Annotated in this window: 24 protein-coding genes; 12 read left to right on the top strand and 12 right to left on the bottom strand. The window is 60.5% G+C overall.

Features of this window, described 5'->3' with window-relative positions; all coding sequences use genetic code 11:
* Positions 1-46: 46 nt before the first annotated feature.
* A complete protein-coding gene (gene rluB, locus ABWL43_RS23020) occupies positions 47-1279 on the top strand; it encodes a 23S rRNA pseudouridine(2605) synthase RluB (RefSeq protein ID WP_404484576.1) in 1233 nt (410 codons plus the stop codon).
* A gap of 244 nt (positions 1280-1523) precedes the next feature.
* On the opposite strand, the gene ABWL43_RS23015 is transcribed toward rluB, so the two are convergent.
* Both ABWL43_RS23015 and ABWL43_RS23010 read right to left on the bottom strand, forming a co-directional pair.
* Positions 1524-2483, bottom strand: a complete 960-nt coding sequence (locus tag ABWL43_RS23015) for a leucyl aminopeptidase (protein WP_145159546.1) — start codon at positions 2481-2483, stop codon at positions 1524-1526.
* A gap of 73 nt (positions 2484-2556) precedes the next feature.
* Entirely contained in the window at positions 2557-2694 is a 138-nt protein-coding gene (locus ABWL43_RS23010; protein ID WP_003237751.1) for a hypothetical protein, read from the bottom strand.
* A 647-nt stretch (positions 2695-3341) separates the two neighbouring features.
* Between ABWL43_RS23010 and ABWL43_RS23005 the strand changes: the two genes are divergently transcribed.
* From ABWL43_RS23005 to arfB, 3 genes are all read left to right on the top strand, one after another.
* Entirely contained in the window at positions 3342-4763 is a 1422-nt protein-coding gene (locus ABWL43_RS23005; protein ID WP_370003882.1) for an amino acid permease, read from the top strand.
* A 105-nt stretch (positions 4764-4868) separates the two neighbouring features.
* On the top strand, positions 4869-5552 hold the full coding sequence (locus ABWL43_RS23000) for a pentapeptide repeat-containing protein (RefSeq protein ID WP_404484571.1): 684 nt from the start codon (positions 4869-4871) through the stop codon (positions 5550-5552).
* 12 nt (positions 5553-5564) lie between these two features.
* Positions 5565-5978 carry an alternative ribosome rescue aminoacyl-tRNA hydrolase ArfB gene (gene arfB / locus ABWL43_RS22995; RefSeq protein WP_034109044.1) on the top strand — a complete coding sequence of 138 codons (414 nt, stop codon included), beginning with the start codon at positions 5565-5567 and terminating at the stop codon, positions 5976-5978.
* Here the strand turns inward: arfB and ABWL43_RS22990 are convergent.
* From ABWL43_RS22990 to ABWL43_RS22980, 3 genes are all read right to left on the bottom strand, one after another.
* On the bottom strand, positions 5975-7171 hold the full coding sequence (locus tag ABWL43_RS22990; RefSeq protein WP_404484568.1) for an MFS transporter: 1197 nt from the start codon (positions 7169-7171) through the stop codon (positions 5975-5977). The genes arfB and ABWL43_RS22990 overlap by 4 nt on opposite strands.
* 103 nt (positions 7172-7274) lie before the next feature.
* A complete protein-coding gene (locus tag ABWL43_RS22985; protein WP_262210401.1) occupies positions 7275-7457 on the bottom strand; it encodes a hypothetical protein in 183 nt (60 codons plus the stop codon).
* Positions 7458-7866: 409 nt separating this feature from the next.
* Complete coding sequence (locus tag ABWL43_RS22980; RefSeq protein ID WP_124418341.1) at positions 7867-8178, bottom strand: DUF962 domain-containing protein; 312 nt, start codon at positions 8176-8178, stop codon at positions 7867-7869.
* 159 nt (positions 8179-8337) lie between these two features.
* Here ABWL43_RS22980 and ABWL43_RS22975 point away from each other — a divergent pair, with 159 nt between their 5' ends.
* Positions 8338-9396, top strand: coding sequence for an AraC family transcriptional regulator (locus ABWL43_RS22975; protein WP_262210402.1), 1059 nt, complete (start codon positions 8338-8340; stop codon positions 9394-9396).
* On the opposite strand, the gene ABWL43_RS22970 is transcribed toward ABWL43_RS22975, so the two are convergent.
* The 7 genes from ABWL43_RS22970 to ABWL43_RS22940 form a co-directional block, all read right to left on the bottom strand.
* Positions 9353-10807 (bottom strand): TrkH family potassium uptake protein, encoded by a 1455-nt coding sequence (locus ABWL43_RS22970; protein WP_106578429.1) that lies wholly within the window; start codon positions 10805-10807, stop codon positions 9353-9355. The two genes, ABWL43_RS22975 and ABWL43_RS22970, sit on opposite strands and share 44 nt — an antisense overlap.
* 252 nt (positions 10808-11059) lie before the next feature.
* Positions 11060-12403: an imelysin family protein gene (locus tag ABWL43_RS22965; protein WP_145159538.1), complete on the bottom strand. Its 1344-nt coding sequence runs from the start codon at positions 12401-12403 to the stop codon at positions 11060-11062.
* Positions 12404-12529: 126 nt separating this feature from the next.
* Complete coding sequence (locus ABWL43_RS22960) at positions 12530-14581, bottom strand: bifunctional diguanylate cyclase/phosphodiesterase (RefSeq protein WP_145159537.1); 2052 nt, start codon at positions 14579-14581, stop codon at positions 12530-12532.
* 200 nt (positions 14582-14781) lie between these two features.
* A complete protein-coding gene (locus tag ABWL43_RS22955) occupies positions 14782-15021 on the bottom strand; it encodes a hypothetical protein (protein ID WP_145159536.1) in 240 nt (79 codons plus the stop codon).
* 149 nt (positions 15022-15170) lie between these two features.
* A complete protein-coding gene (locus ABWL43_RS22950) occupies positions 15171-15767 on the bottom strand; it encodes a superoxide dismutase (protein WP_003212997.1) in 597 nt (198 codons plus the stop codon).
* A gap of 178 nt (positions 15768-15945) precedes the next feature.
* Positions 15946-16545: a LysE/ArgO family amino acid transporter gene (locus ABWL43_RS22945; protein WP_145159534.1), complete on the bottom strand. Its 600-nt coding sequence runs from the start codon at positions 16543-16545 to the stop codon at positions 15946-15948.
* Positions 16546-16550: 5 nt separating this feature from the next.
* On the bottom strand, positions 16551-16952 hold the full coding sequence (locus tag ABWL43_RS22940; RefSeq protein ID WP_145159532.1) for an ACT domain-containing protein: 402 nt from the start codon (positions 16950-16952) through the stop codon (positions 16551-16553).
* A gap of 100 nt (positions 16953-17052) precedes the next feature.
* On the opposite strand from ABWL43_RS22940, the gene ABWL43_RS22935 reads away from it, so the two are divergent.
* From ABWL43_RS22935 to ABWL43_RS22905, 7 genes are all read left to right on the top strand, one after another.
* Positions 17053-17949, top strand: a complete 897-nt coding sequence (locus ABWL43_RS22935) for a LysR family transcriptional regulator ArgP (RefSeq protein ID WP_119741468.1) — start codon at positions 17053-17055, stop codon at positions 17947-17949.
* A 98-nt stretch (positions 17950-18047) separates the two neighbouring features.
* Positions 18048-19046 carry an NAD(P)-dependent oxidoreductase gene (locus ABWL43_RS22930; protein WP_262210408.1) on the top strand — a complete coding sequence of 333 codons (999 nt, stop codon included), beginning with the start codon at positions 18048-18050 and terminating at the stop codon, positions 19044-19046.
* Positions 19047-19173: 127 nt separating this feature from the next.
* On the top strand, positions 19174-20001 hold the full coding sequence (locus tag ABWL43_RS22925) for an ATPase (protein ID WP_262210409.1): 828 nt from the start codon (positions 19174-19176) through the stop codon (positions 19999-20001).
* A gap of 256 nt (positions 20002-20257) precedes the next feature.
* Positions 20258-21517, top strand: a complete 1260-nt coding sequence (locus tag ABWL43_RS22920; RefSeq protein ID WP_404484560.1) for an AGE family epimerase/isomerase — start codon at positions 20258-20260, stop codon at positions 21515-21517.
* Positions 21518-21621: 104 nt separating this feature from the next.
* Positions 21622-22908: an ABC transporter substrate-binding protein gene (locus ABWL43_RS22915; RefSeq protein ID WP_106578439.1), complete on the top strand. Its 1287-nt coding sequence runs from the start codon at positions 21622-21624 to the stop codon at positions 22906-22908.
* A 92-nt stretch (positions 22909-23000) separates the two neighbouring features.
* A complete protein-coding gene (locus tag ABWL43_RS22910) occupies positions 23001-23909 on the top strand; it encodes a carbohydrate ABC transporter permease (protein ID WP_053257700.1) in 909 nt (302 codons plus the stop codon).
* Complete coding sequence (locus ABWL43_RS22905) at positions 23902-24747, top strand: carbohydrate ABC transporter permease (RefSeq protein WP_106578440.1); 846 nt, start codon at positions 23902-23904, stop codon at positions 24745-24747. The genes ABWL43_RS22910 and ABWL43_RS22905 overlap by 8 nt, the downstream gene beginning before the upstream one ends.

Raw genomic sequence — 24747 nt, 5'->3', positions numbered from 1 at the left:
CACTCTTCAGGCCACGCCTGAATCGACCCACCGGGAGGTGCTTAAGATGAACGACCAAGACCAGAACGACAGCCAGGAAATCGGCCCAGCAGGCGAAAAACTGCAAAAGGTGCTGGCGCGTATCGGCGTGGGCTCGCGCCGCGACGTCGAAGCCTGGATCACCCAGAAGCGCATCAAGGTCAACGGCGTTGAAGCCACCCTTGGCCAGCGCGTCGACCTGCACGATGCAATCACCATTGATGGCAAGGTCATCAAGCGTGAAGAGGCCGCCGAATCGGTGCGCCGCGTCATCATGTACAACAAGCCCGACGGCGAGATCTGCACCCGTGACGACCCGGAAGGCCGTCCGACCGTGTTCGACAAGATGCCCAAGCCTAAAGAAGGCCGCTGGATCAACATCGGCCGTCTGGACATCAACACCACCGGTTTGCTGATGTTCACCACCGACGGCGAGCTGGCCAACCGCCTGATGCACCCGTCCTACGAGATGGACCGTGAATACGCCGTGCGTGTACGCGGTGAAGTCGATGACGAGATGATCGAGCGCTTGAAAGCCGGCGTCGTCCTTGAGGACGGCCCGGCCAAGTTCACCGACATCAAGCAGGCGCCAGGTGGCGAAGGTTTCAACCATTGGTACCACTGCGTGGTGATGGAAGGCCGTAACCGTGAAGTGCGTCGCCTGTGGGAATCCCAGGGCCTGGTGGTCAGCCGCCTGAAACGCGTGCGTTTCGGCCCGGTGTTCTTGAACTCCGACCTGCCGATGGGCCGCTGGCGCGAAATGAGCCAGTACGAAGTCGATATCCTCAGCGCTGAGGTCGGCCTGACGCCGGTTGCCATGCCGCAGATGAACGCCAAGAGCAAAGACAAGCTTGAGCGTATGCAGCGTAAATCGTCGCGTCCTGTGGCCCGTACCGAACGTGTTGCCCGCACCCTGCGCCCGGCGCTGAATGCACCGGCCACCGGCGGTCGCATCTCGCGTGAGCCGCACATCGAAGGCGAGCGTCGCCCAACCGCTCCGTCCCGCCAGGAAGGCGAGCGTGCCCCTCGCACCCCGCGTCCTGCGCGTGGCGGCGAAGCACCAAGCGGCGGCCGCGGCAACCGTGGTGAAGGCCGTGGTGCTCCGGCATCCGACAGCGCCAGCACCAAGCGTCCAGCCAAGCCGGCAGCGAACAAGCGTCCTGGGCCGAAACTGGTCGCGGACGAGCCGTCGGGCAAGCGCCGTGGCGCCCCGGCCGGTTCCGGCCAGCGTCCTGGTTTTGGTCGCAAGAAGCCGCAGTGATGTAAGGGCTGCACAAAAAAACGCCAACCCTCGGGTTGGCGTTTTTTTTGCTCTCAATTTGATCACCCAATCCAATGTGGGAGCTGGCTTGCCTGCGATGCAGGCACCTCGGTATTTCTGACAGACCGCAGTGATGCTATCGCAGGCAAGCCAGCTCCCACATTGGTCTTCAGCGCCCTAAAGCTGGTGCATGGCTAACCGGCGGCATCGCCAGCAAGCCGGCTGCTACACGGTGGCCGAGTGCTCAGAACGCAAACCTTCCATCAAACACCGGCTTGTCATCCAGCGCCAACACGCCGCTGGCAAAGATCAAATCCAGGTGATGGCTGCCTTTCTGCCCGCCGCCCAAGCCCAGGTGCAAGCCGCAATGGCGCTCCTCGAACCCGGCATTGCGCGCATACAAATCCTTGACCCCTTCATTGGTGCCAATCCCCAGCTCTTCCACGCGACGGTTGGACGGGTTGGCATTCAAGTACTTGTTGAAATCGTCCGCCAGGCCCGGCACATCACTGGCCACGCTGCAAATGGTCGAGTTCTCGATCCACAGCTCCAGCGGTGATTGCAGTACGCCGTATTTGCGCGCAAACGGGATGGTGCTGAGGAAGGTGCCGACAAACCGCACCTGGCCGTTGATGGCCTCGCTGTGCGTGGCGATCTCGCCCGGCGCCAGGTCATGGTTGCCGACGCCATTGATATTGGTCCACTTCTTGATGCTGCTCATCGGCGCTTCCAGGCGCGAGCCGTGTTTGTCGGTAAAGCTCAGCACGTTGGCCTGGGACATGCGCCGGATCAGCGTGGCATTGAGGTCGGCGATGCGTTGCGGCTCGACGCTGAAGGTGTCGTAGAAATAGTCGCCGTAATCCTTGAACAGCAGGGATTTCTTCCAGTGCTCGGCCATCACCCCCTGCAGGGCGCGGATAAAGTCCGGGCCTTCGGCGCGTGGGTTGGGCAGGGTCGAGGAATCGTAGAGAAACAGATACAGGTCAGAGGTTTCGATGGCCTGGGCCAGTGTGTCGCTGGCGGCCAGGTCCAGGCGCTGCAACTGGAAATTGAAGCGGGCGGCGCTGCCGTGGGTGATCGCCTGGGCAATGGCGTCGTAGCGCTCGGTGTGGCCCAGCAGCACGGTTGGGCGGCTCAGGCCGTTGAGGGCCGGGTGATGCGCAAGGTAGTAGAGAAAATGTTCGACGGCGCGGGCCTTGTCCATGACGTATGTCCTTCTGTGCCTGGGGTAAGGGGGCAGGTGCCGTGCACAACACCTGCCGGTTGCCTGCCGGGTGTTAGAAAGGCCACATCGCGGTGCCAAAAGGCACAACGGCATCAGCTTGCATCATTTCAACGGCGGCCTCATGGGTCGGCGCTTCAAACCAATCGTCGAGTTGCAGTTCGGTTTCCAGGTCTTTTTCCAGTGCTTGCATGGTGTATCTCCTAGAGGACGTTGTTTGAGAACGGCTTGCCAACGGGCTTCGCTGGCAAGTGAAAGAACCTAGGAGAGTGTGTTTCAGAATGCAAAATATTTATTGACACGGTCTCATTTGGATTTTTTCTTCTGTTTTTTCGCGGTGGTTTTTTATTTAGCAAAAACAACGGACTGGCGAAGCTAATTTGTAGGATTTTTCATACTGACATTTTTCCGTTTTCTGACGGATCAAGCGCGCCTGTAACGCTTATTTTCCGGGCTGTAACGATTAATTTACGATAAAGGCGCGCCGTCATTGAGCGACCCGGCGCTGTAAGGAATGCCTGACAGATTGTCACAGGCGCTCCCCAGTGGCGGCCCGAAGCTGTCGAGCGGTGTACAATGCGCCGCGTTTTACTGTGACTCCCTTGCGTACCTACGCAAAAGGCCAAGACCTCAGGGTTTATCCACCCTGATCACTCCGCCTGGCCACGAGCCGGACGGGTTCGATTTCGTCACAGATAAAAACAAACAGGTGACGCATGACCGTTAGAAAGACGCTGTACTCCTGGTGCCTGCGCTGGGGTTTGAGCGGCGCTGCTTGAGTCGAGATTCAAGGCAGCAACGTGCATTCAACATCATCAAACCTTGCGTGAGACCCTTTTCATGAGTGGACCCCATTCCTCTTCAGGCGAGCTGAAACGCGGCCTGAAAAATCGGCATATCCAGTTGATCGCCCTCGGTGGCGCCATCGGCACCGGCCTGTTCCTGGGCTCGGCCGGGGTGCTTAAATCAGCCGGGCCGTCGATGATCCTGGGCTATGCCATCTGCGGCTTCATCGCCTTCATGATCATGCGCCAGCTCGGCGAAATGATCGTCGAAGAGCCGGTCGCCGGTTCCTTCAGCCACTTTGCCCATAAGTACTGGGGCGGTTTTGCCGGCTTCCTGTCGGGCTGGAACTGCTGGATTCTGTACATTCTGGTGGGCATGTCGGAGCTGACGGCGGTTGGCAAATACGTGCACTACTGGTGGCCGGAGATCCCGACCTGGGTCTCGGCGGCGGCGTTCTTCGTGCTGATCAATATGATCAACCTGGCCAACGTCAAAGTCTTTGGTGAGGCCGAGTTCTGGTTTGCCATCATCAAGGTGGTGGCCATCGTCGGCATGATCGCCCTGGGCAGCTACCTGCTGGTCAGCGGCAGTGGCGGGCCGCAAGCCTCGGTGAGCAACCTGTGGGACCACGGCGGTTTCTTCCCGCATGGCGTCAGCGGTTTGGTGATGGCCATGGCGATCATCATGTTCTCGTTCGGCGGCCTGGAAATGCTCGGTTTTACTGCGGCCGAAGCCGACCAGCCGCGCACCGTGATCCCCAAAGCGATCAATCAGGTGATCTACCGCATTCTGATTTTCTACATCGGCGCGCTGGTGGTGCTGTTGTCGCTGACGCCGTGGGACAGCTTGCTGGCAACCCTCAACGCGTCCGGCGATGCCTACAGCGGCAGCCCGTTCGTGCAGGTGTTTTCGATGCTGGGCAGCAACACTGCCGCGCACATCCTCAACTTCGTGGTGCTGACCGCAGCGCTGTCGGTGTACAACAGCGGCACCTACTGCAACAGCCGCATGCTGCTGGGCATGGCTGAGCAGGGCGATGCGCCCAAAGCCCTGGCGAAGATCGACAAGCGTGGCGTACCGGTGCGTTCGATCCTCGCGTCGGCGGCGGTCACCCTGGTGGCGGTGCTGATGAATTACCTGATCCCGCAACACGCGCTCGAGCTGCTGATGTCGCTGGTCGTGGCCACGCTGGTGATCAACTGGGCGATGATCAGCTTCTCGCACGTGAAATTCCGCCAGCACATGGACCGCACCGGCCAGGTGCCGCTGTTCAAAGCGCTGTGGTACCCGTACGGCAACTACATTTGCCTGGCGTTCGTGGCGTTTATCCTGGTGATCATGCTGATGATTCCGGGCATTCAGGTCTCGGTGTACGCGATTCCGGTATGGGTGGCGTTCATGGGGCTGTGCTACTGGATCAAGAACAAGCGTAGCGCTGAAGCGGCGTTGACCACGGCGAGTGCGGCGTTGAAGTAAGCCGTCTTGCCTCAACAGAAAACCCGGCGCCTTGCCGGGTTTTTTGTCGGCGCCGACAGGGTAGACTCGCGCCTTCTTTTTCATCGACCCTTGCCCGGAGGCTTCATGCAGCACATCGATATCGACGGCGGCAGCTTGCAGCGCGATGAGGTGCAAGACCTGATCGACCAGCACCGCGGGCCGTTGCGCTTGATGGGCGTCGATTTGAGCGGGGCAGACCTGTCGCGGAGGGTGCTGGAGCATTGGGTGTTCGAGCGCTGCACACTGGCGCAAACGTCCTTTCTCGGTGCGCGCCTGGAAGGCACGCAGTGGAAAAGTTGCCGGGCCGGGCACGCCGTGTTCGAGGCGGCCAACCTGCTCGAGGCGCAATTCATCAGCTGCGACCTGAACAACACCCGTTGGCAGCGCAGCAAGTTGTCCCAAGCCCATTTCACGCAGTGCAAACTGACCGGCGCCAACTTCACCCATTGCGCGTCCCTGGGGTTGGGCTTCAGCGAGACCTTGCTCAACAGTGCGTTCTTGTCCGGCCTGTCGTTTGCCCGAACCGTGCTCAATAATCTGGATTTTTCCGACAGCGACTTGTCGGATGCAGACTTTCGCAAGGCCGAACTTGTCGACTGCAGCCTCGCTCACGCCCGCATCAACGGTGCCAATTTTGCCGGCGCTGACTTGCGGGGCGCGGATTTGAGCGGCTTTCGCCTCAATGATGCCAAACTGTTCAAAGGCGCCGTGATTTCCAAAGCCCAGGCGTCGATGTTGTTATCCGAGTTGGGCTTGTCCGTTGCCTAAGGTTTTTGAGTGATGCTGGTAATTTCCAACAACGTGCACCTGCCCGATGCCGAGATCGAGCTGACCGCCATTCGCGCCCAGGGCGCCGGTGGGCAGAACGTCAACAAGGTATCGAGCGCGGTGCACCTGCGGTTTGATATTCCGGCATCGTCGTTGCCGGACTTTTACAAGGAACGGCTGCTGGCGCTGCGCGACAGCCGTATCACCAGTGAAGGCGTGCTGGTGCTCAAGGCCCAGCAATACCGGACCCAGGAACAGAATCGCGCGGATGCGCTGGAGCGCCTGGTGGAGTTGATCCTCAGCGCTACCAAGGTCGAGAAGAAGCGCCGCCCGACCAAGCCCACCCTGGGCTCGAAAAAGCGCCGCCTGGAATCCAAGACCAAGCGCGGCAGCATCAAGGCCGGGCGCGGTAAGGTCGACTTTTAAGCGTCGCGCGCCTCGCGGGCCTTGGGCGCTTGCCGGTACAGGTACAGGCTCAGTAGCAAGCCACCGGCGGCGGCGAGCGCAGCGAACAGGAAGATTGAGGCAAAGCCGAACCCCGCCGCCACCGCACCTGCCAGCGGGCCGGTGATGCCCAACGACAAGTCGATAAACAGCGAATAAGCCCCCACCGCCGAGCCCCGGCTGGAGGCCGGCACCAGGTTGACCGCCTCTACCCCCAGCGCCGGAAACACCAGGGAAAAGCCGAACCCGCTCAACGCCGCACCGGCCAGGGCGAGGTGGGCGTCAGGTGCCAGCCACAGCAACAGCAACCCGAGGATTTCCACGGACAGGCAGGCAATCGCCACGCGAAAGCCGCCGATCCGGTTGATCAAATTGCCGAACAGCAGGCGCGCGCCGATGAAGCTGGCGCCGAACAGGCTCAATGCCCACACGGCGTTGTCCCAGTGCTGGGTGGTGTAATACAGGGTAATAAAGGTGGCGATCGTGCCAAAGCCGATCGAGCCCAGGGCCAACGCGCAGCCGTGGGGCAGCACGCGGCCCAGCACATTCATGAACGGTAGGCGCACACCGGCCACAATCGGCGCCGCGACTTTGTTCCAGGCCAGAAACACGCCGAGCACCGCCAGCAGAATGATGCTGACGCCCATGCTCCACAATCCGAAATGGCTGACCAGCAGCACCCCAAGCGGTGCGCCGATGGCCAGTGCGCCGTAACTGGCGATGCCGTTCCATGAAATGACTTTGGCGGTGTTGGCCGCGCCGACCCGGCCAATGCCCCAGCCGATCGCGCCCGAACCCACCAGGCTTTCGGCGCTGCCGAGCACCAGTCGGCCGATGAGCAGGCTGATCAGGCTGACGGCCGGCAGGCTGGAAAACCACGCGGCCAGCAACATGAACACGCCACTCAGGCCGCAGCCCGCCAGGCCGATCAACACCGCGCGCTTGCTGCCCAGGTTGTCGATGATTTTGCCGGCATACGGGCGGCTCAGCAGCGTGGCCAGGTACTGCACGCTGATCACCAGGCCGGCAATCACCGCGCCGTAGCCCAGTTCACTGTGGACATAGCCCGGCAACACGGCCAGGGGAATGCCGATATTGAGGTAACCGATAAAGGTGAACAGCACGATGGAAACGACTTGCAGCGTGACCGCCATGGGGCGCTGGGTATCTGGCATGGGAGAGGTCCACTGTCGCAGCAGGTAAAGATAGGCTGCTAATGATACCGGCGCTTACGCCTCGCGGGGCGGCAAAACGTAAAAACTTCAGATTACCGACAGATCAGGGTTTGGCAGGCGTCAGCATTTGCGTGGTCACCAGGGCGGCCAGGGCGTTTTCCTGGGTGCCGAAGCGCTTGAGCAGGAGCGCCTGTTTTTCAGGGCTGAGGCGGTTCCACACGTCGATCATTTGCAGGGCTGCGTCGAGTACAGCGGCGTCAGGGGTGTCGGGGAGGGTATCAGTCATGGCGGGCATCTCGGGGTGATTCAGGCAGTGTGGAAAGCGCTCAAAGGTGCGCTTTCCACACGGTCTGGTACGGCGTCAGTCCTGGCTTTTGCTGTCGACTGGTTGTGCTTCTTTGGTCTCAGGCCGGTTGTCGCTGGCCTGCTGCGGTGTTGGCTGCTCTGTTGGGTGCAGGCTTGGGAAGGGGAGATTAGGTATCTCGTGCATCGTCGTCGCTCCTCGCAAGGTCTGTTTAATCAATCGCAGTGTGATTGCGCGCTCTCAAAAAGCCTTGGCAGGATACAGCACTGAAAATGACAAAAAGAATTTTATGTCGACGTATGTACGAATTTTCATTGTTTAGGCAAGTGACAAGAGGTCACACCTTCAAGGACGCCCCTTAAAAGGCGCCCTGTTCAAAAAGGCGCCCTGTTTAAAAAGGGACCTTGCCCAAGATCATGTCGCGGTACATCACAAAGTCGCCCAAGAGGCTGTAGAGCGGGTGTTGAAACGTCGCCGGGCGGTTCTTTTCGAAGAAGAAGTGGCCGATCCAGGCGAAGCTGTAACCGGCGATGGGCAAAGCCAGCAGCAGCCCCACCGAACCTTTGCCGATGGCGTACGCCAGGATGCCAATCACCAGTGTGGTGCCGATGAAGTGCAAACGCCGGCATGTGCTATTGCCGTGTTCACTCAGGTAGTAAGGATAGAACTCGGCGAAGCTATTGAATTGTTTGACGTTTTCCACGTTGGCCGGCCCTTGGGTGGTTGTACCGCCTAACAGATGTTCGGCGGGGAGCTTATTTGAGTCTAGAGTGATCAGTGGTAACAGCCAGTGACAATAGATGCCACTTTAGTATCCTTGGCTTCCTGGCTGCCGTTAAGCCTGCTTTTTTAAGAAGACGCCATGAGCGAACGAACAACTTCTGCAAGCTGGGCGATGGGGATAGTCAAGGCGTTGGAAATGGACGGCCTGGACTGCCGTATGCTGTTCAAGCAATTGGGCCTGGACTACGCCGCCCTCAGTGACCCTGACGCGCGTTTTCCTCAGGACTCGATGACGCGGCTTTGGCAACGGGCAGTTGAGCTCTCGGGCAACCCGGCGATCGGCCTGAACATGGGCAAGGTCGTTCGCCCGGCGTCGTTTCATGTGGCCGGTTATGCGCTGATGTCCAGCAACACGTTGGCCGAGGGCTTTATGCGCCTGGTGCGTTATCAGCGCATCATCGCCGAAAGCGCCGACTTGAGCTTCCGACTCTTACCTGAAGGCTACGCGCTGATTCTGACAGTGCACGGCGACCACTTGCCACCGACCCGCCAGAGCGCCGAAGCCTCGCTGGCCAGTGCGTTGGCATTGTGCGGCTGGCTGACCGGCCGCACTTTGCAACCGCGCAAAGTGGTGCTGCAAGGCGATCAACCGGCGGACCTGACGCCTTACAAACAAGCCTTCCATGCGCCCCTGGAATTCAATGCACCTTATGACGCGCTGATTTTTGAGCAGGCCGACATGGACGCGCCGTTGCCCACGGCGAACGAAGCCATGGCGTTGCTGCATGATCGGTTTGCCGGTGAATACCTCGCGCGCTTTTCCGAGAGCCGCGTGACCCACAAGGCGCGGCAAGTGCTGTGCCGTCTGCTGCCCCAGGGCGAACCCAAACGCGAAGTGGTCGCCCAGACCTTGCACCTGTCCCAGCGCACCTTGCAGCGGCGCTTGCAGGAGGAGGGCACCAGTTTCCAGACATTGCTCGACGACACCCGCCGCGAACTCGCTGAGCAGTACCTGGCGCAGCCCAGCATGACCCTGCTGGAGATTGCCTACCTGTTGGGGTTTGCCGACCCGAGCAATTTTTTCCGCGCGTTCCGCCGTTGGTTCGATGCCACGCCCGGCGAATACCGGGCGCGGCTGCTCGAAGCGTCGACGGTCAGTGCCGCCAAAACGCCGGAATGCACAGAACAAAGACTGTAATGATCTCCAGTCGGCCCAGCAGCATGCCGAACGACAGGATCCACTTGGCCGCATCCGGCAGGCTGGCGAAGTTACCGGCCGGGCCGATGGTTTCGCCCAGGCCCGGGCCCACGCCGGAAACGGTGCTGGCCGCGCCAGTCAATGCGGTCATCCAGTCCAGCCCCAGCAGCGACAATGCCAGGGCAATGGCGCAGATGGTGATGGCGAAGAAGAACGAAAAGGTCAGAATCGAACGCACGATCTCTTCGTCGAGGCGGTGGCCGTTGTACTTCTGCTTGATCACCGCGCGCGGGTGAATCAGCTGGTTCAGGTTGGCCTTGAGCAGGATATAGGCGACCTGGAAACGGAAGATCTTGATCCCGCCCGCCGTGGAGCCCGAGCAGCCGCCAACAAAGCCCAGGTAGAAGAACAGCATCAGTGAGAAGTTGCCCCAGATGCTGTAGTCCCCGAGTGCAAAACCGGTCGTCGTCACCACCGACGTGACGTTCACCGCCACATGACGCAGCGCATCGAACCACGGCAGGTCGGTGGTCCACCAGTACCAGGTGCCCAGTACCAGCCAGGTCACCAGCAGCAACCCGAGCAAGCCTTGCACCTGTTGATCCTTGATCAGCGCCCGACGGTTGCCGCGCAAGGTGGCGACATACAGGGTGAACGGCAAGCTGCCGAGGATCATCACCACCACGGCGACCCAGTGCACCGCCGGTTGTTTCCAGTGGGCCAGGGACTCATCGGAGGTGGAAAACCCGCCGGTGGAAATGGCCGACATCGCGTGGTTGATCGCATCAAACAGCCCCATCCCGGCCCACCAGAACGCCAGGCTGCCGAGGATGGTGATGCCCACGTACGCGGCCACAATCAGGCGCGCCACCATGTGCGAGCGCGGCATGACTTTTTCAGAGCGATCCGAGGATTCGGTCTGGAACAGGCGCATGCCACCAATGCGCAGCAGTGGCAGGATCGCCACCGCCATGCCGATAAAGCCGATGCCGCCAAGCCAGTGCAGCAGCGAGCGCCACATCAGGATGCCCGGTGACATGCTGTCCAGCCCGCTCAAGACGGTGGAGCCGGTGGCGGTAATGCCCGACATGCTTTCGAAGAAGGAGTCGGTATAGCTGATGTGCTGGGTCAGTAAAAACGGCAGCGCGGCGAACACGCAGACCACCAGCCAACTGCTGACGGTCAGCAGGTACATGTCTCGGGGGCGCAGGTGCACGTGTTCGGGGCGGCCAGGAATGACCAGCGCCAGGCCAGCGAGAAAGGTGATCAGGCTGGCCCACAGGAACGAGGGCAGGTCGCTGGTGCGTTCGAAAATCACCAGGGTGGCCATCGGGATGACCATGGCGATCGCGAGGGTGATCAGGAAGATGCCGATGATGAAACCGATGATGCGTAAGGTCGGCAACGCCATGAAGAAAGCTCGGGTGTTGGGAGAGTGGCGCCATTCTACCCGCGGTGCAGGGCTTGTAAACCGGGCTGTCCGAGGCGACTCGGTTCACACATGTGGGAGCTGGCTTGCCTGCGATGGCGATGTATCTTTCAGCCACTGCGTTGCCTGACCCACCGCCATCGCAGGCAAGCCAGCTCCCACAGGGTTATGGGGTGGTCGGGAGCGGGCATAAAAAAGGCGACCCGAAGGTCGCCTCATTCAACGCGGCGCGGATCAGAACTCGTGATCAGCGTTATCCGGGTTCAAGTCGCTGATACCCAGCTTGCCCGCCGCGGCCTCTATCGAACCGGTCTGTTTGACCAGCGCGGCGATGGCGTCGCGCACGATCTGGTTGCCCGCGTCGTTACCCGCGGCGATCAGTTGGTCGTAGTGCTCGCCCTTGTTGGCGTGGTCAACCATGACCTGGATCTTCGCTTCGGTCGACGCCAGGTCAGCCTTGAGCGCGGTGTCGGCGGCCGGATCAGCTTTGGCCACCAGGGACGACAAGCTCGGCCCCGTCATCTTGGTGCCGTCAGTGCGGGTGTACTCGCCCAGGTAGACGTTACGAATACCCTTGGCGTCGTAGAAATGCGAGTTGTGGGTGTTGTCGCTGAAGCAGTCTTGCTCGTCTTCCGGCGAGTTGGCTTCCAGGGACACCTTCATGCGCTCACCGGCCAGCTCGCCGAGGGACAGGCTGCCCATGCCGAACAACATTTTGCGCAGGCCGTCGGTGGCCGGTTCGGCCTCCAGGGTGGCGCGGTAGTTGTCTTCGACGTTGGGTTTCCAGTTGCCGACCATTTCTTCCAGGTCGCTGACCAGCAACTGAGTCACCGCGCGCAGGTAGGTGCGACGACGCTCGTTGTTGCCGCCGGTGGCACCGTCACCGGTCATGTAGTCCGACGCAGGGCGGTTGCCCGCGCCTGGGCCGGTGCCGTTGAGGTCCTGGCCCCACAGCAGGAATTCGATGGCGTGGTAGCCGGTGGCGACGTTGGCCTCGGAACCGCCCAGCTCATTGAGGCTGGCGAGTTTTTCCGGGGTGATTTCTTTCACGTCGACCTTGTCTTCGCCCACCTGGATCTCGGTGTTGGCGATGATGTTGGCGTTGGCGCCTGGGTTACCCAGGGCGTGCTCGTAGGATTTGTCGACGTAGTCGATCAGGCCTTCGTCCAGCGGCCAGGCGTTAACTTGGCCTTCCCAGTCGTCGATGATGGTGTTGCCGAAGCGGAACACTTCACTCTGCAGGTACGGTACGCGCGCGGCGATCCAGGCGGTACGGGCCGCTTTGAGGGTGTCGTCGTTCGGGTTGGCGAGGAAGGTGTCGATTGCGGTTTGCAGGGTTTTTGCGGTGGATTCGGCATCGCTGTACACCGCGAACACCATGTCAGCGTAGTGCGCGACCACGGCCTTGGCGGCCGCTTCGTCGACCTGGCCTGCCGGGGTGGCAGCCGCTGGAGCGGTGGTGCTGGCAGCCGGGGTCGGCGCTTGGGGCGCGGCGGCCTTGTCTTTACCTTCGCCGCAACCGGCGAGAGAAATGGCAATGGCCAGCAGACTGGCGGTGGCCAGGGGCATACGAATCATGGCGAACATCCTGCTTCGGTTGTTGATGGGGCGCGCGGGGAGCGCAAAAACTGCGACATAATGCGAAAGATTTGCATTTTGTGTAAAGGTTTATACGAGGGAAATATTTAGTATTGTTTTCAGCGTTCAGAGAATCGCCGCGTTGTCGCGCTCGGACTGTTTCAGATACGCCGCCAACTCCCGGGCCGGCAGCGGTTTGCTGTAGTGATAGCCCTGGCCCTCGTGGCACCCCTCGGAAATGATGTAGGCCTCCTGTTCGGCGGTTTCCACGCCTTCGGCGATCACCTGCATGCCCAGGCTTTTGCCCAGTTGGATAATGGCGCGCACGATGGTTGCGTCGTCGTCGTCATCGAGCAGGTCCTGGACGAAGCTCTTGTCGATCTTGATCTTGTCCAGCGGCAGGCTTTTCAGGTAGCTGAGGGACGAATAGCCGGTGCCGAAGTCATCAATCGCGATCAGCGCCCCGGAACGGCGCAGGCTCAGCAAGTGCTGGGCGGCGGTGCTGATGTCTTCCATCAGGCCGGTCTCGGTCACTTCCAGTTCAAGGCTGCGCGGCGGCAGGCGGTAAATCTGCATGAGGTTGTTGACCACCCGCGGCAGCTCGGTGTGGTGCAACTGCACGGTGGACAGGTTGACCGCCATGCGCAGGGTGGTGAAGCCCAGGTCATGCCATTCGCGCAATTGCCGGCAGGCCTGGTCGAGTACCCATTCGCCAATTGGAATAATGGTGCCGTTCTGTTCGGCCAACGGGATGAACAAATCGGGCGGCACCAGGCCGTGTTCCGGATGCTGCCAGCGGATCAAGGCTTCCACGCCCACCACGCGGTGGTCGCGGTAGCTGATCTGCGGTTGGTAGACCAGGTGAAACTGGTCGCGGCTGAGGGCGTCGCGCAGGTCTTTTTCCAGCTCGCGGCGCCGGCGCATTTCACTGTCGACGCTGGCGATATAGAACTGATAGCGGTTGCGCGAGCGGCTCTTGGCCAGGGTCATGGTCTGTTCGGCTTTTTGCAGCAGCTTCTCGGTGCTGTCGCCGTCTTCCGGGAACAACGTGATACCGATGGTCGCGCGCAGGCGAATCTGCTCATGCTCGAGGGCAAATTCGGCTTCCAGGTCATCCAGGATGCTTTGTGCCAGTTCGGCGGCTTCGTAAGGTTGGTCGATATCCGCCTGCACCAGCGCGAACTGATCGCCGCCCAGCCGGGCCAGGGCGCCGAGGCGGCCACTGTGGGCGCGCAAGCGATCGGCCAGGGCCAGCAGCAGTTTGTCACCGGCCTGATAAGTGAACTGTTCGTTGACGCTTTTGAAGTCATCCAGGCCTACGCACAACACCGCAACGCGGCGCTGTCGGCGGCCGGCGTCGATCAGGATCTTGTCCAGTTGCTCCTGCAGTTTCTGGCGATTGGGCAGGCCGGTGAGGAAGTCGTATTGGGCCATGCGCAGCAGGCTCGATTCTGCCTCGTGCCGCAGGTGAGTATTGCGTTCGATGGATTCGAGCAACTCGTTGGCGGTGTTGATCCACAGCCCCAGCTCGTTGCGTTCGTGGCCCTTGATTTGGGGGATCTTGTGTTCGCTGGGCCGGTCCGGGTTGATCGACGTCAGGTGCTCGATAATCCGTGACAACGGCTTGGTCAGCAGCCAGTGATAAACCAGGTACAACACCAGCCCCATGGCCAGCGCGCGCAGTACGCCGGAAATAAAGATGATCACCGAGCTGACCAGAAAACCTTTGCCATAGGTAGCCGTGTCCAGGGTGATGCTCAGGTCACCGTAATACTCGCTGTAGGGGCCTTTGCCGACCAATGAGGTGGTGAAGGTGCGCTCCTGGCCAAGAATCAGGTCGGTCAGCCAGCGGGTGGGCGATTGCTGTAATGCGCGGCTTTTTTCCGCGAGCATGGTTTCGTTGGGATGGCCGATGGAGGCCATGCGCACGGCATCGTCCTGAAACAGGCCTTCGATTACCTGCATGCCCATCTCGCGGTCCAGGCTGTAGACGGCCTGTGTGGAGGGGTCGCGAAACATGTCGAGGATGCGCTGGGCATCGCCGGCCACGGCCTGGCGCGTCTTGTAGGCATCGAAAACGATCTGCGCCACGCTCAGCGCCACGCCCACGATCAATGCCGACAGCAGCACCACCCGTAGCAACTTCACCGACAAGCTGTTTTTGAGTTCCAGCTTCAAAGGGGCATTCCTTGTTCCATGCGGGTGGCCTCAATATGCCATGAGTATTGGCAATCTCGTGATGGCAGTCAAAGGAACATTAGGGCATCGGCAGGTTTGACAAGGAACTTGAGAGGGGCACCGGGGCGAGGCGGACATGGATCCGCCTGCCTTGAGCAATTCCCGTGGGCGCAGCGGATGCGCTGGGAACTGACGCTTTTTTACGCGACGTTGATGTTGACGGTGCTGTTGGTGGATTCGTTGTTTGAAAAATTCACACGTTCCTTGTTGTGCATGTCTTCATGCGCAATCTTGTTTTGATCACCTTCACCTTGCTTGTTGCCAGATTGCGACTGAGCCATTTGACCGGCTGCTTTGGCGAGCTCGGTCACAGCTTTGAGGCCCTCTTGGGCCAAACCGGCAACCATAGGGAGCATGGATGTTATTGCGCCGATGGTCATAGTAATTTCTCCGACAGGTACGAGAGGCGAATTCCTCACACTGTCTACGTGGCAAGATCCGCGCACCGAGTTCCAGCCACCAGAGCACAATTCACTGCCCATAAAAAAGCCCGGCACGATGGCCGGGCTCTCTTTACCGCAAGCGTTGCTTAGGCAGTGAAGGTCTTGCCTTCGAACTGCTCAGCCACGAACTTCCAGTTGACCAGGTTCCAGAACGCTTCCACATACTTTGGACGCACGTTGCGGTAGTCGATGTAGTAAGCGTGTTCCCAGACGTCGCAGGTCAGCAGCGGGGTGTCGCCGCTGGTCAGCGGGTTGCCGGCGCCGATGGTGCTGGCCAGGGCCAGGGAACCGTCAGCCTTTTTCACCAGCCAGCCCCAACCGGAACCGAAGGTGCCGACGGACGTCTTGGTGAACTCTTCTTTGAACTTGTCGAACGAACCGAAAGCGGCGTTGATAGCCTCAGCCAGTGCGCCGGTAGGTTGGCCGCCGGCGTTTGGCGCCAGGCAGTTCCAGTAGAAAGTGTGGTTCCAGACCTGAGCGGCGTTGTTGAAGATGCCGCCCGAAGAAGACTTGACGATTTCTTCCAGGGTCTTGCCTTCGAACTCGGTGCCTGGCACCAGGTTGTTCAGGTTCACGACATAGGTGTTGTGGTGCTTGTCGTGGTGGTATTCCAAGGTTTCCTTGGAAATGTGCGGCTGCAGGGCATCGTGTGCGTAGGGCAGCGGCGGCAATTCGAAAGCCATGATGATTCTCCTAATCAGGTCAGTTGCGGTGAGCGCAAGGCCGATCACGGGCGGCCAAACAAGCGCCGGGGAGTTTGTACTCTTTGCGGCGCAGGGTCCGGATCATAGCACCGGGGGTGCGGCAAAACCACGCAACAACTGTGTGGGATAGAGGTTCCAGAGCGTTTTGGAATATTCATCAAGCACTGATCAATTGATACGCCACGCTGAACATCATCGCCGCCACCAGAAAGTCCAACAGCCGCCATGTAGCGGGGCGCGCGAGCCAGGGTGCCAGCCACGCAGCGCCCAATGCCAGTGTGGCAAACCACAGGAATGACGCGCTGGCGGCACCGGCTACATAGGCGCCGGGTTCAGTTTGTTGAGCGCCCAACGAGCCAATCAACAGCACGGTGTCCAGGTACACATGCGGGTTGAGCAGTGTCACCGCCAGGGCGCTGAGTAACACCGCGCGCAGCGAACGCACCTTGAGGTTTTCGCCTTGTTCCAGACTTTGCCTGGAACACGCCCGGCGCAGCGCCAGGGTGCCATACCACAGCAGGAATGCCGCACCACCCCAGCGGGCGATTGCCAGCAGCAGCGGGTTCTGCGCCAGCACCGTAGCCAGGCCGAATACCCCGGCAGCTACAAGTATTGCATCGCACACGATGCACAGCGCGGCCACCGGCAAATGGTGTTCACGGCGCAGGCTTTGCGCCAACACGAACGCATTCTGGGTGCCGATCGCCATGATCAGGCCGAGGGCCACCAGCAGCCCGTTCACGTAGCTTTGCCACATAAGAGTTACTCCGCGTTTGCTGCCAATTGGCGCAATACATCCATGGCCCGCTCAGCATCGCTGCGGCCGACAAACAGGTGGTCGTGGTAGTAACCGGCGATCACGTTGCAGCTGATGCCGGCTTGGCCCAGCGCGCTGGCAAAGGCCGCGGTTAAACCCACGGCTTCCAGGGCGGAGTGCACGTTCAAGGTGATCCACGCAGCCACATAGTCAAACGCCAGCCCGGCGTGCTCTGCCTGTTGGCGCTCTAGAATCAGCGTCAGCCCTTCCTGTTCGCGAAAGCTGCCGATCACGTCGCACCCTTGCGGCACGCGCTGATCGGGCAGGGTGCAGAACACATAATCGCCGTCATTGAGGTGCGGGCTCATGCTGCGCAGCAGGGTTGCCAGGGCGGTTTCACCGGCCATGTGAGAATTCCTTGATAGAGAAAGAAGCAATGCTGGTCATTCTCACGGGCTACGTTGTATAAGAAAAACCAATATTGCTGATCGCTCATTAGAGAAACTGATGTTCGACTATAAATTGCTGTCCGCATTGGCCGCGGTGGTGGAACAGGCCGGCTTTGAACGCGGCGCCCAGGTGCTGGGGCTTTCGCAGTCGGCGATTTCTCAACGCATCAAGTTGCTTGAGGCGCGCATCGGTCAGCCGGTGTTGGTGCGGGCCTCGCCGCCGACGCCCACCGACATCGGCCGGCGCCTGCTCAACCACGTGCAACAAGTGCGCTTGCTGGAGCGCGACCTGCAAAGCCAGGTGCCGGCGCTGGACGAGGAGGGCATGCCCGAGCGTTTGCGCATCGCGCTGAATGCCGACAGCCTTGCCACCTGGTGGGCCGAGGCGGTCAGCGACTTTTGCGCCGAGCAGCATTTGCTGCTGGACCTGGTGGTGGAAGACCAGACCGTTGGCCTCAAGCGCATGCGCGCCGGTGAAGTGGCGGCCTGTATTTGCGCCAGCGAGCGCCCCGTGGCTGGGGCGCGCAGCCTGTTGCTCGGCGCCATGCGTTATCGCGCGTTGGCCAGCCCTGCGTTTATTGCGCGGCATTTCCCTGAGGGCGTGCGCGCCGATCAACTGGCGCGAACACCGGCGCTGGTGTTCGGTCCGGATGATTTCCTGCAACACCGTTACCTGGCGTCCCTGGGAGTAGATGGCGGTTTCGAGCACCATCTATGCCCGTCGTCCGAAGGCTTTATCCGTTTGACCGAAGCCGGCCTGGGCTGGGGGCTGGTACCCGAATTACAGGTGCGCGACCAACTGCAAACCGGCGTATTGGTCGAGTTGTTGCCAGATAAGCCCATTGACGTGCCGTTGTACTGGCATCATTGGCGCAGTGGCGGGCAACTGTTGGGCTTGTTGACCGACCATTTGGCCCAGGCATGTGGCCAATGGTTGGTGCCCTATCAGCAGTAACAAGCGTCAAGCTGCAAGCTGCAAGAGAAAAGCTTGCGGATCGTTTTTAACTTGTGGCTTGAAGCTTGACGCTGGCAGCTGCATCCGTAGGAGGCTACATGAAGATTCTGGTCACCGGCGCAAGCGGCTTCATCGGCGGGCGCTTTGCGCGGTTCGCTCTGGAGCAAGGCCTGGACGTGCGGGTCAACGGGCGGCGCGCCGAAGGTGTGGAACACCTGATACGGCGCGGTGCCGAGTTTATCCAGGGTGATTTGAATGATGCCGACCTTGTGCGCGATCTGTGCCGAGACGTCGAAGCCGTGGTGCATTGCGCCGGCGCCGTCGGGCTGTGGGGCAAGTATCAGGACTTCCATCAAGGCAATGTGCTGGTCACTGAAAACGTCGTCGAAGCCTGCCTCAAGCAGCGCGTCGGCCGGCTGGTGCACCTGTCGTCGCCGTCGATCTACTTCGACGGGCGTGATCATCTGGGGCTGACCGAAGAGCAAGTGCCAAAGCGCTTCAAGCACCCGTATGCCGCTACCAAATACCTGGCGGAACAGAAGGTGTTCGGCGCCCAGGAGTTCGGCCTGGAAGTGCTGGCCTTGCGCCCGCGCTTTGTCACGGGGGCCGGTGACATGAGCATTTTTCCGCGCCTGTTGAAAATGCAGCGCAAGAACCGCCTGGCCATCGTCGGCGATGGCCTGAACAAGGTCGATTTCACCAGCGTGCACAACCTCAACGAAGCGTTGCTCAGCAGTTTGCTGGCGACCGGCTCGGCGCTGGGCAAGGCCTACAACATCAGCAACGGCGCGCCTGTGCCGGTGTGGGACGTGGTCAACTACGTGATGCGCCAGATGGACATGCCGCAGGTCACGCGTTATCGGTCTTACGGCTTGTCCTACAGCGTGGCGGCGTTGAACGAGGCATTCTGCGCGATGTGGCCGGGGCGTCCGGAGCCAGCGTTGTCGCGCCTGGGCATGCAGGTGATGAACAAAGATTTCACCCTCGACATCAGCCGCGCGAGGCATTATCTCGACTACGAGCCCAAGGTCAGCCTGTGGACCGCCCTCGACGAATTCTGCAGTTGGTGGAAAGCTCAGGATCCGGGGCTCAAGTAGGTTCACAAGCGGCAATACATCGGGAACCGAATGTGCGGTTCCGGGTCGATCAGTGCGGCGCGAACGCGGTTTATACTGCCGTCGCTCGGCTTTTCAGGTAGCCATCTCACCGATTCAGGGTTGATTCATGCGTAACGATGCTAAAGACGATTTCGACAACGTTCCCAGCCTGCGGGCAGACATCGGGGACGATGATGATTTCGAGCCGACACCTGCTACCTCCGTGCGCTCGCGCAATACGCCGGTGGTCAAGGTCAAGAGCGCCACGACCGGCCCGTTGTGGGCACTGGTGGGCGCGCTGCTGATCGCCTTTGCGGGCCTTGCCTGGTGGAGCTTTCAGCAGATTTCCCTGATGGGCCAGCAGTTGGTTGCCACGCAAGAAAGCTTTGCGCGCATCAGTGAAGAAGCGGCGGGGCGTTTGCAGGACATATCCGGCAAGGTGGTCGCCAGCGAAGCCAACGTGAACAACGGCAGCGAAGCGCTCAAGTTGCAAATCAAGCAGCTGGAAGCGCAGTTGCAGGAGCAAGGCAAGCAGCAGGTCGGCGTTGCCGGCCAGGCGAGCGAGCTGGACCAGCGCCTGGCGCAAATGACCGCCAGCACGACCGACCTGGCCAATGCGAATGCCAAGTTACAGGGCCAGGTGCAGGCGTTGACCGACGCGGTGGCAACGCTCAAGGCGGCGCAAAGCGAAATCAAAGACCTGTCTGCCGACGTGGCTGCCCTGAAAAAACAGGGCAACCCGAGCGCGGCGATTGCGCGCCTGGAGCAGGACCTGGTGGTACTCAAAAGCGCCCAGGACAACCAGCCCGCCAACAGCGATGCGCCGACCAATAAAGAGTTCGACGTGTTCCGTATCCAGACCACGCGCAACATCACCACGTTGCAGAGCCAGGTGCAGAACCTGCAGCAACAGCTCAACGAGCCGGCGAAAGTCAGGCCTCTAGGAGGGCAGTGATAGTCGGTGTGAGCCGGTTTCAAACTGTGAGAGCTGGCTTGCCTGCGATAGCGGTCTGCCAGCTCATGCTTTGTAACTGACCCACCGCTGTCGCAGGCAAACCAGCTCCCACAATCAGATGGGGGCCAGAGTTGGGCGCAGGGCTCGCGTCTGGATTGTCACCGGCTGGTGACATTTCCAGTCCCCTTCGTTACTTGCCCTCATGTCACCCTTGTTTAGACTCCGGTCATCCCATAAAAAATAATAAGGGCCACCCATGACCATGCAACCACTGCCTGCCAGTAGTTGGCTGAACGCACCTGCCCATCACAGCTGGCTCGCCACCGAAGGCCAGCGCCTGCTGGCATTCGCCAAGGCCTCGCGCCTGCCTGACGGTTTTGGCAACCTCGATGATCAAGGCCAATTGCCGGCCGATGCCCACGCCGAAACCATGAACACCGCCCGCATGACCCACAGCTTCGCCATGGCCCACGCCATGGGCCTGCCCGGTTATGTCGACCTGGTGGCGCACGGCGTCGCGGCCCTGAGTGGCCCATTGCGTGATAGCGAGCACGGCGGTTGGTTCGCCGCGGCCCACGCCGTCGATGGCAACCGTGGCAAGGCCGCTTACCTGCATGCTTTCGTTGCCCTCGCCGCGAGTTCGGCGGTGGCAGTGGGCGCGCCCGGTGCTCAGAATCTGTTGAACGACGCCGTGCACATCATCGACCAGTTCTTTTGGAGCGAGGCGGAGGGCGCCATGCTCGAGTCCTTTGCCCAGGACTGGACCGGTGTGGAGGCTTATCGCGGCGCCAACAGCAACATGCACGCTACCGAAGCGTTTCTGGCGCTGGCCGATGTCACCGCAGACACGCGCTGGCTGGACCGCGCACTGCGTATTGTCGAGCGCGTTATTCACACCTGCGCCGCCGGCAACCAGTTCATGGTCATCGAGCATTTCGACGCCCGGTGGCAACCGCTGCTGGGCTACAACGAAGACAATCCCGCCGACGGCTTTCGCCCTTATGGCATCACCCCCGGCCACGGTTTTGAGTGGGCGCGGCTGCTGCTGCACCTGGAGGCCGCCCGCCTGCAAGCCGGGCTGACGACTCCGGACTGGCTGGTCACCGATGCCAAGGGCTTGTTCGCCAGTGCCTGCGAATACGCCTGGGCCGTGGACGGCGCGCCCGGCATTGTCTACACGCTCGATTGGAACCACCGCCCGGTGGTGCGCGAGCGCCTGCACTGGACCCATGCCGAAGCCAGCGCCGCTGCCCAAGCGTTGCTCAAACGCACCGCAGAGCTGCATTACGAAACCTGGTATCGGCGGTTTTGGGAGTTTTGCGAAAACTACTTTATCGACCGTATCCAGGGCAGCTGGCACCACGAGCTGAGTCCGCACAACCAGCCCAGCAGCAAGATTTGGGGCGGCAAGCCAGACCTTTATCACGCCTGGCAAGCGGTGGTGCTGCCTGCGCTACCCTTGTCACCCAGCATGACCAGCGCTTTGGCACAGGGTTGTTATGTCACCAAATGGTGACATTTGTACGTCCCTTTGTTACCTGCGCCTTGAAAATCCCTGTTTAAACTCCGTGCAGCGCAAGCTCTAGACTTGCATGCATAACAACAAGAAAAGGTACTCAGATGAACGCGATTAATCGCCTCGCCGTAGCTATTTCCATTGCCTCGTTGTTTCCCCTCAGTGCATTTGCCGCCGACTCGAAAGGGACGGTTGAAGTTGTGCATTGGTGGACCTCGGGCGGTGAAAAAGCGGCTGTAGATGTCCTGAAGGCCCAAGTTGAGAAAGACGGCTTCACCTGGAAAGACGGTGCTGTCGCAGGCGGCGGTGGTGCCACGGCCATGACCGTGCTGAAAAGCCGCGCAGTTGCCGGCAACCCGCCTGGCGTTGCCCAGATCAAAGGCCCCGACATCCAGGAATGGGCGTCCACTGGCTTGCTCGACACCGACGTGCTCAAAGACGTCGCCAAAGAAGAAAAGTGGGACTCCCTGCTCGACAAGAAAGTCTCCGATACCGTGAAGTACGAAGGTAACTACGTTGCCGTACCGGTCAACATCCACCGCGTCAACTGGCTGTGGATCAACCCGGAAGTCTTCAAGAAAGCCGGTATCACCAAGAACCCGACCACCCTCGAAGAATTCTACGCAGCCGGCGACAAGCTCAAAGCCGCGGGCTTCATTCCGCTCGCCCACGGTGGCCAGCCTTGGCAGGACAGCACCGTGTTCGAAGCGGTCGTACTGTCGGTGATGGGTGCCGACGGCTACAAGAAAGCCCTGGTTGACCTGGACAATGGCGCGCTGACCGGTCCTGAAATGGTCAAGGCCCTGACTGAGCTGAAGAAAGTCGCGACCTACATGGACGTCGACGGCAAAGGCCAGGACTGGAACCTGGAAGCAGGCAAGGTCATCAACGGCAAGGCCGGCATGCAGATCATGGGTGACTGGGCCAAGTCCGAGTGGACCGCCGCCAAGAAAGTCGCCGGTAAGGATTACGAGTGCGTAGCCTTCCCGGGCACCGACAAAGCCTTCACCTACAACATCGACTCCCTGGCGGTGTTCAAGCAGAAAGACAAAGGCACTGCTGCCGGTCAGCAGGACATCGCCAAAGTCGTGCTGGGTGAAAACTTCCAGAAAGTCTTCAGCATCAACAAGGGCTCGATCCCTGTGCGCACCGACATGCTCAACGAAATGGACAAGCTCGGTTTCGACTCCTGCGCCCAGACCGCTGCCAAAGACTTCCTGGCTGACGCCAAGACGGGCGGCCTGCAGCCAAGCATGGCGCACAACATGGCCACCACCCTGGCCGTGCAAGGTGCGTTCTTTGATGTCGTGACCAACTACATCAACGACCCGAAAGCCGACCCGGCCGACACCGCCAAGAAACTCGGCGCTGCGATCAAGTCTGCGAAGTAACGGTTAGCACGGCTGATCCTTGTGAGGGGAAACCCCCTGACCCCTCACAAGGTTTGTTCCTGTAGTCCTTTTTCCCTGTACTGGATTTTCCCATGAGTTCTGTTGCTGTGTTCAGCAAGGCCTCGCCGTTCGATGCACTGCAGCGCTGGCTCCCTAAACTGGTGCTGGCGCCCAGCATGTTCATCGTGCTGGTGGGCTTTTATGGCTACATCCTGTGGACGTTCGTGCTGTCGTTCACCACATCCACCTTCCTGCCGAGTTACAAATGGGCCGGCCTTGCGCAATACGCGCGGTTGTTCGACAACGACCGCTGGTGGGTAGCGAGCAAGAACCTGGCTGTTTTTGGCGGGATGTTTATCGGTATCACCCTGGTGATTGGCGTGACCCTGGCGATCTTCCTCGACCAGAAAATCCGCCGCGAAGGTTTTATCCGCACCATTTACCTGTACCCGATGGCGCTCTCGATGATCGTCACCGGTACCGCCTGGAAATGGCTGCTCAACCCGGGCATGGGCCTGGACAAACTTCTGCGTGACTGGGGCTGGGAAGGCTTCCGTCTCGACTGGCTGATCGACCCCGACCGCGTCGTGTACTGCCTGGTGATTGCCGCCGTGTGGCAAGCCTCCGGTTTCATCATGGCGATGTTCCTCGCCGGCCTGCGCGGCGTTGATCAGTCGATCATCCGTGCCGCGCAGATCGACGGCGCGAGCCTGCCGCGCATCTACTGGAGCGTGGTGCTGCCCAGCCTGCGTCCGGTGTTCTTCAGTGCGGTAATGATCCTGGCGCACATTGCCATCAAGAGCTTCGACCTGGTCGCGGCAATGACCGCCGGCGGCCCGGGCTACTCCTCCGACCTGCCTGCGATGTTCATGTACTCGTTCACCTTCAGTCGTGGCCAGATGGGCATGGGCTCGGCCAGTGCAATCCTGATGCTCGGCGCGATCCTCGCGATCATCGTGCCTTACCTGTACTCCGAGCTGAGGACCAAGCGTAATGACTAGTCTCGCTTCCAAACCGACCATCAGCCTGAGTCGCGTCGCGATCTACGCGGTGCTGATCCTCGCGGTGCTGCTGTACCTGGTGCCGCTGGTGGTGATGCTGCTGACCAGCTTCAAAACCCCGGAAGACATCAGCACCGGCAACCTGCTGAGCTGGCCGACCGTGGTCACCGGCATCGGCTGGGTCAAGGCCTGGGCCACTGTAGATGGCTACTTCTGGAACTCGATCAAGATCACCGTTCCGGCCGTACTCATCTCCACCGCCATCGGCGCGCTGAACGGCTACGTGCTGTCGTTCTGGCGCTTCAAAGGCTCGCAGTTGTTCTTCGGCCTGCTGTTGTTCGGCTGCTTCCTGCCGTTCCAGACCGTACTGCTGCCGGCCTCGTTCACCCTCGGCAAAATGGGCCTGGCCAGCACCACCACCGGCCTGGTGTTTGTGCACGTGGTCTACGGGTTGGCGTTTACTACACTGTTCTTCCGTAACTACTACGTGAGCATTCCGGATGCGCTGATCAAGGCGGCACGGCTGGACGGTGCGGGTTTTTTCACCATCTTCCGTCAGATCATTCTGCCGATGTCGACGCCGATCATCATGGTCTGCCTGATCTGGCAGTTCACCCAGATCTGGAACGACTTCCTGTTCGGTGTGGTGTTCTCCAGCGGCGACTCGCAGCCCATCACGGTGGCGCTGAACAACCTGGTCAACACCAGCACCGGGGCCAAGGAATATAACGTGGATATGGCGGCGGCGATGATCGCCGGGCTGCCGACCCTGCTGGTCTATGTGATCGCAGGCAAGTATTTCGTGCGCGGCCTCACGGCCGGCGCGGTCAAGGGGTAA

This window comes from Pseudomonas sp. HT11, from assembly GCF_044875395.1.
Classification (GTDB): Bacteria; Pseudomonadota; Gammaproteobacteria; order Pseudomonadales; family Pseudomonadaceae; genus Aquipseudomonas.
This window is presented reverse-complemented; position numbering and strand designations above follow the sequence as displayed.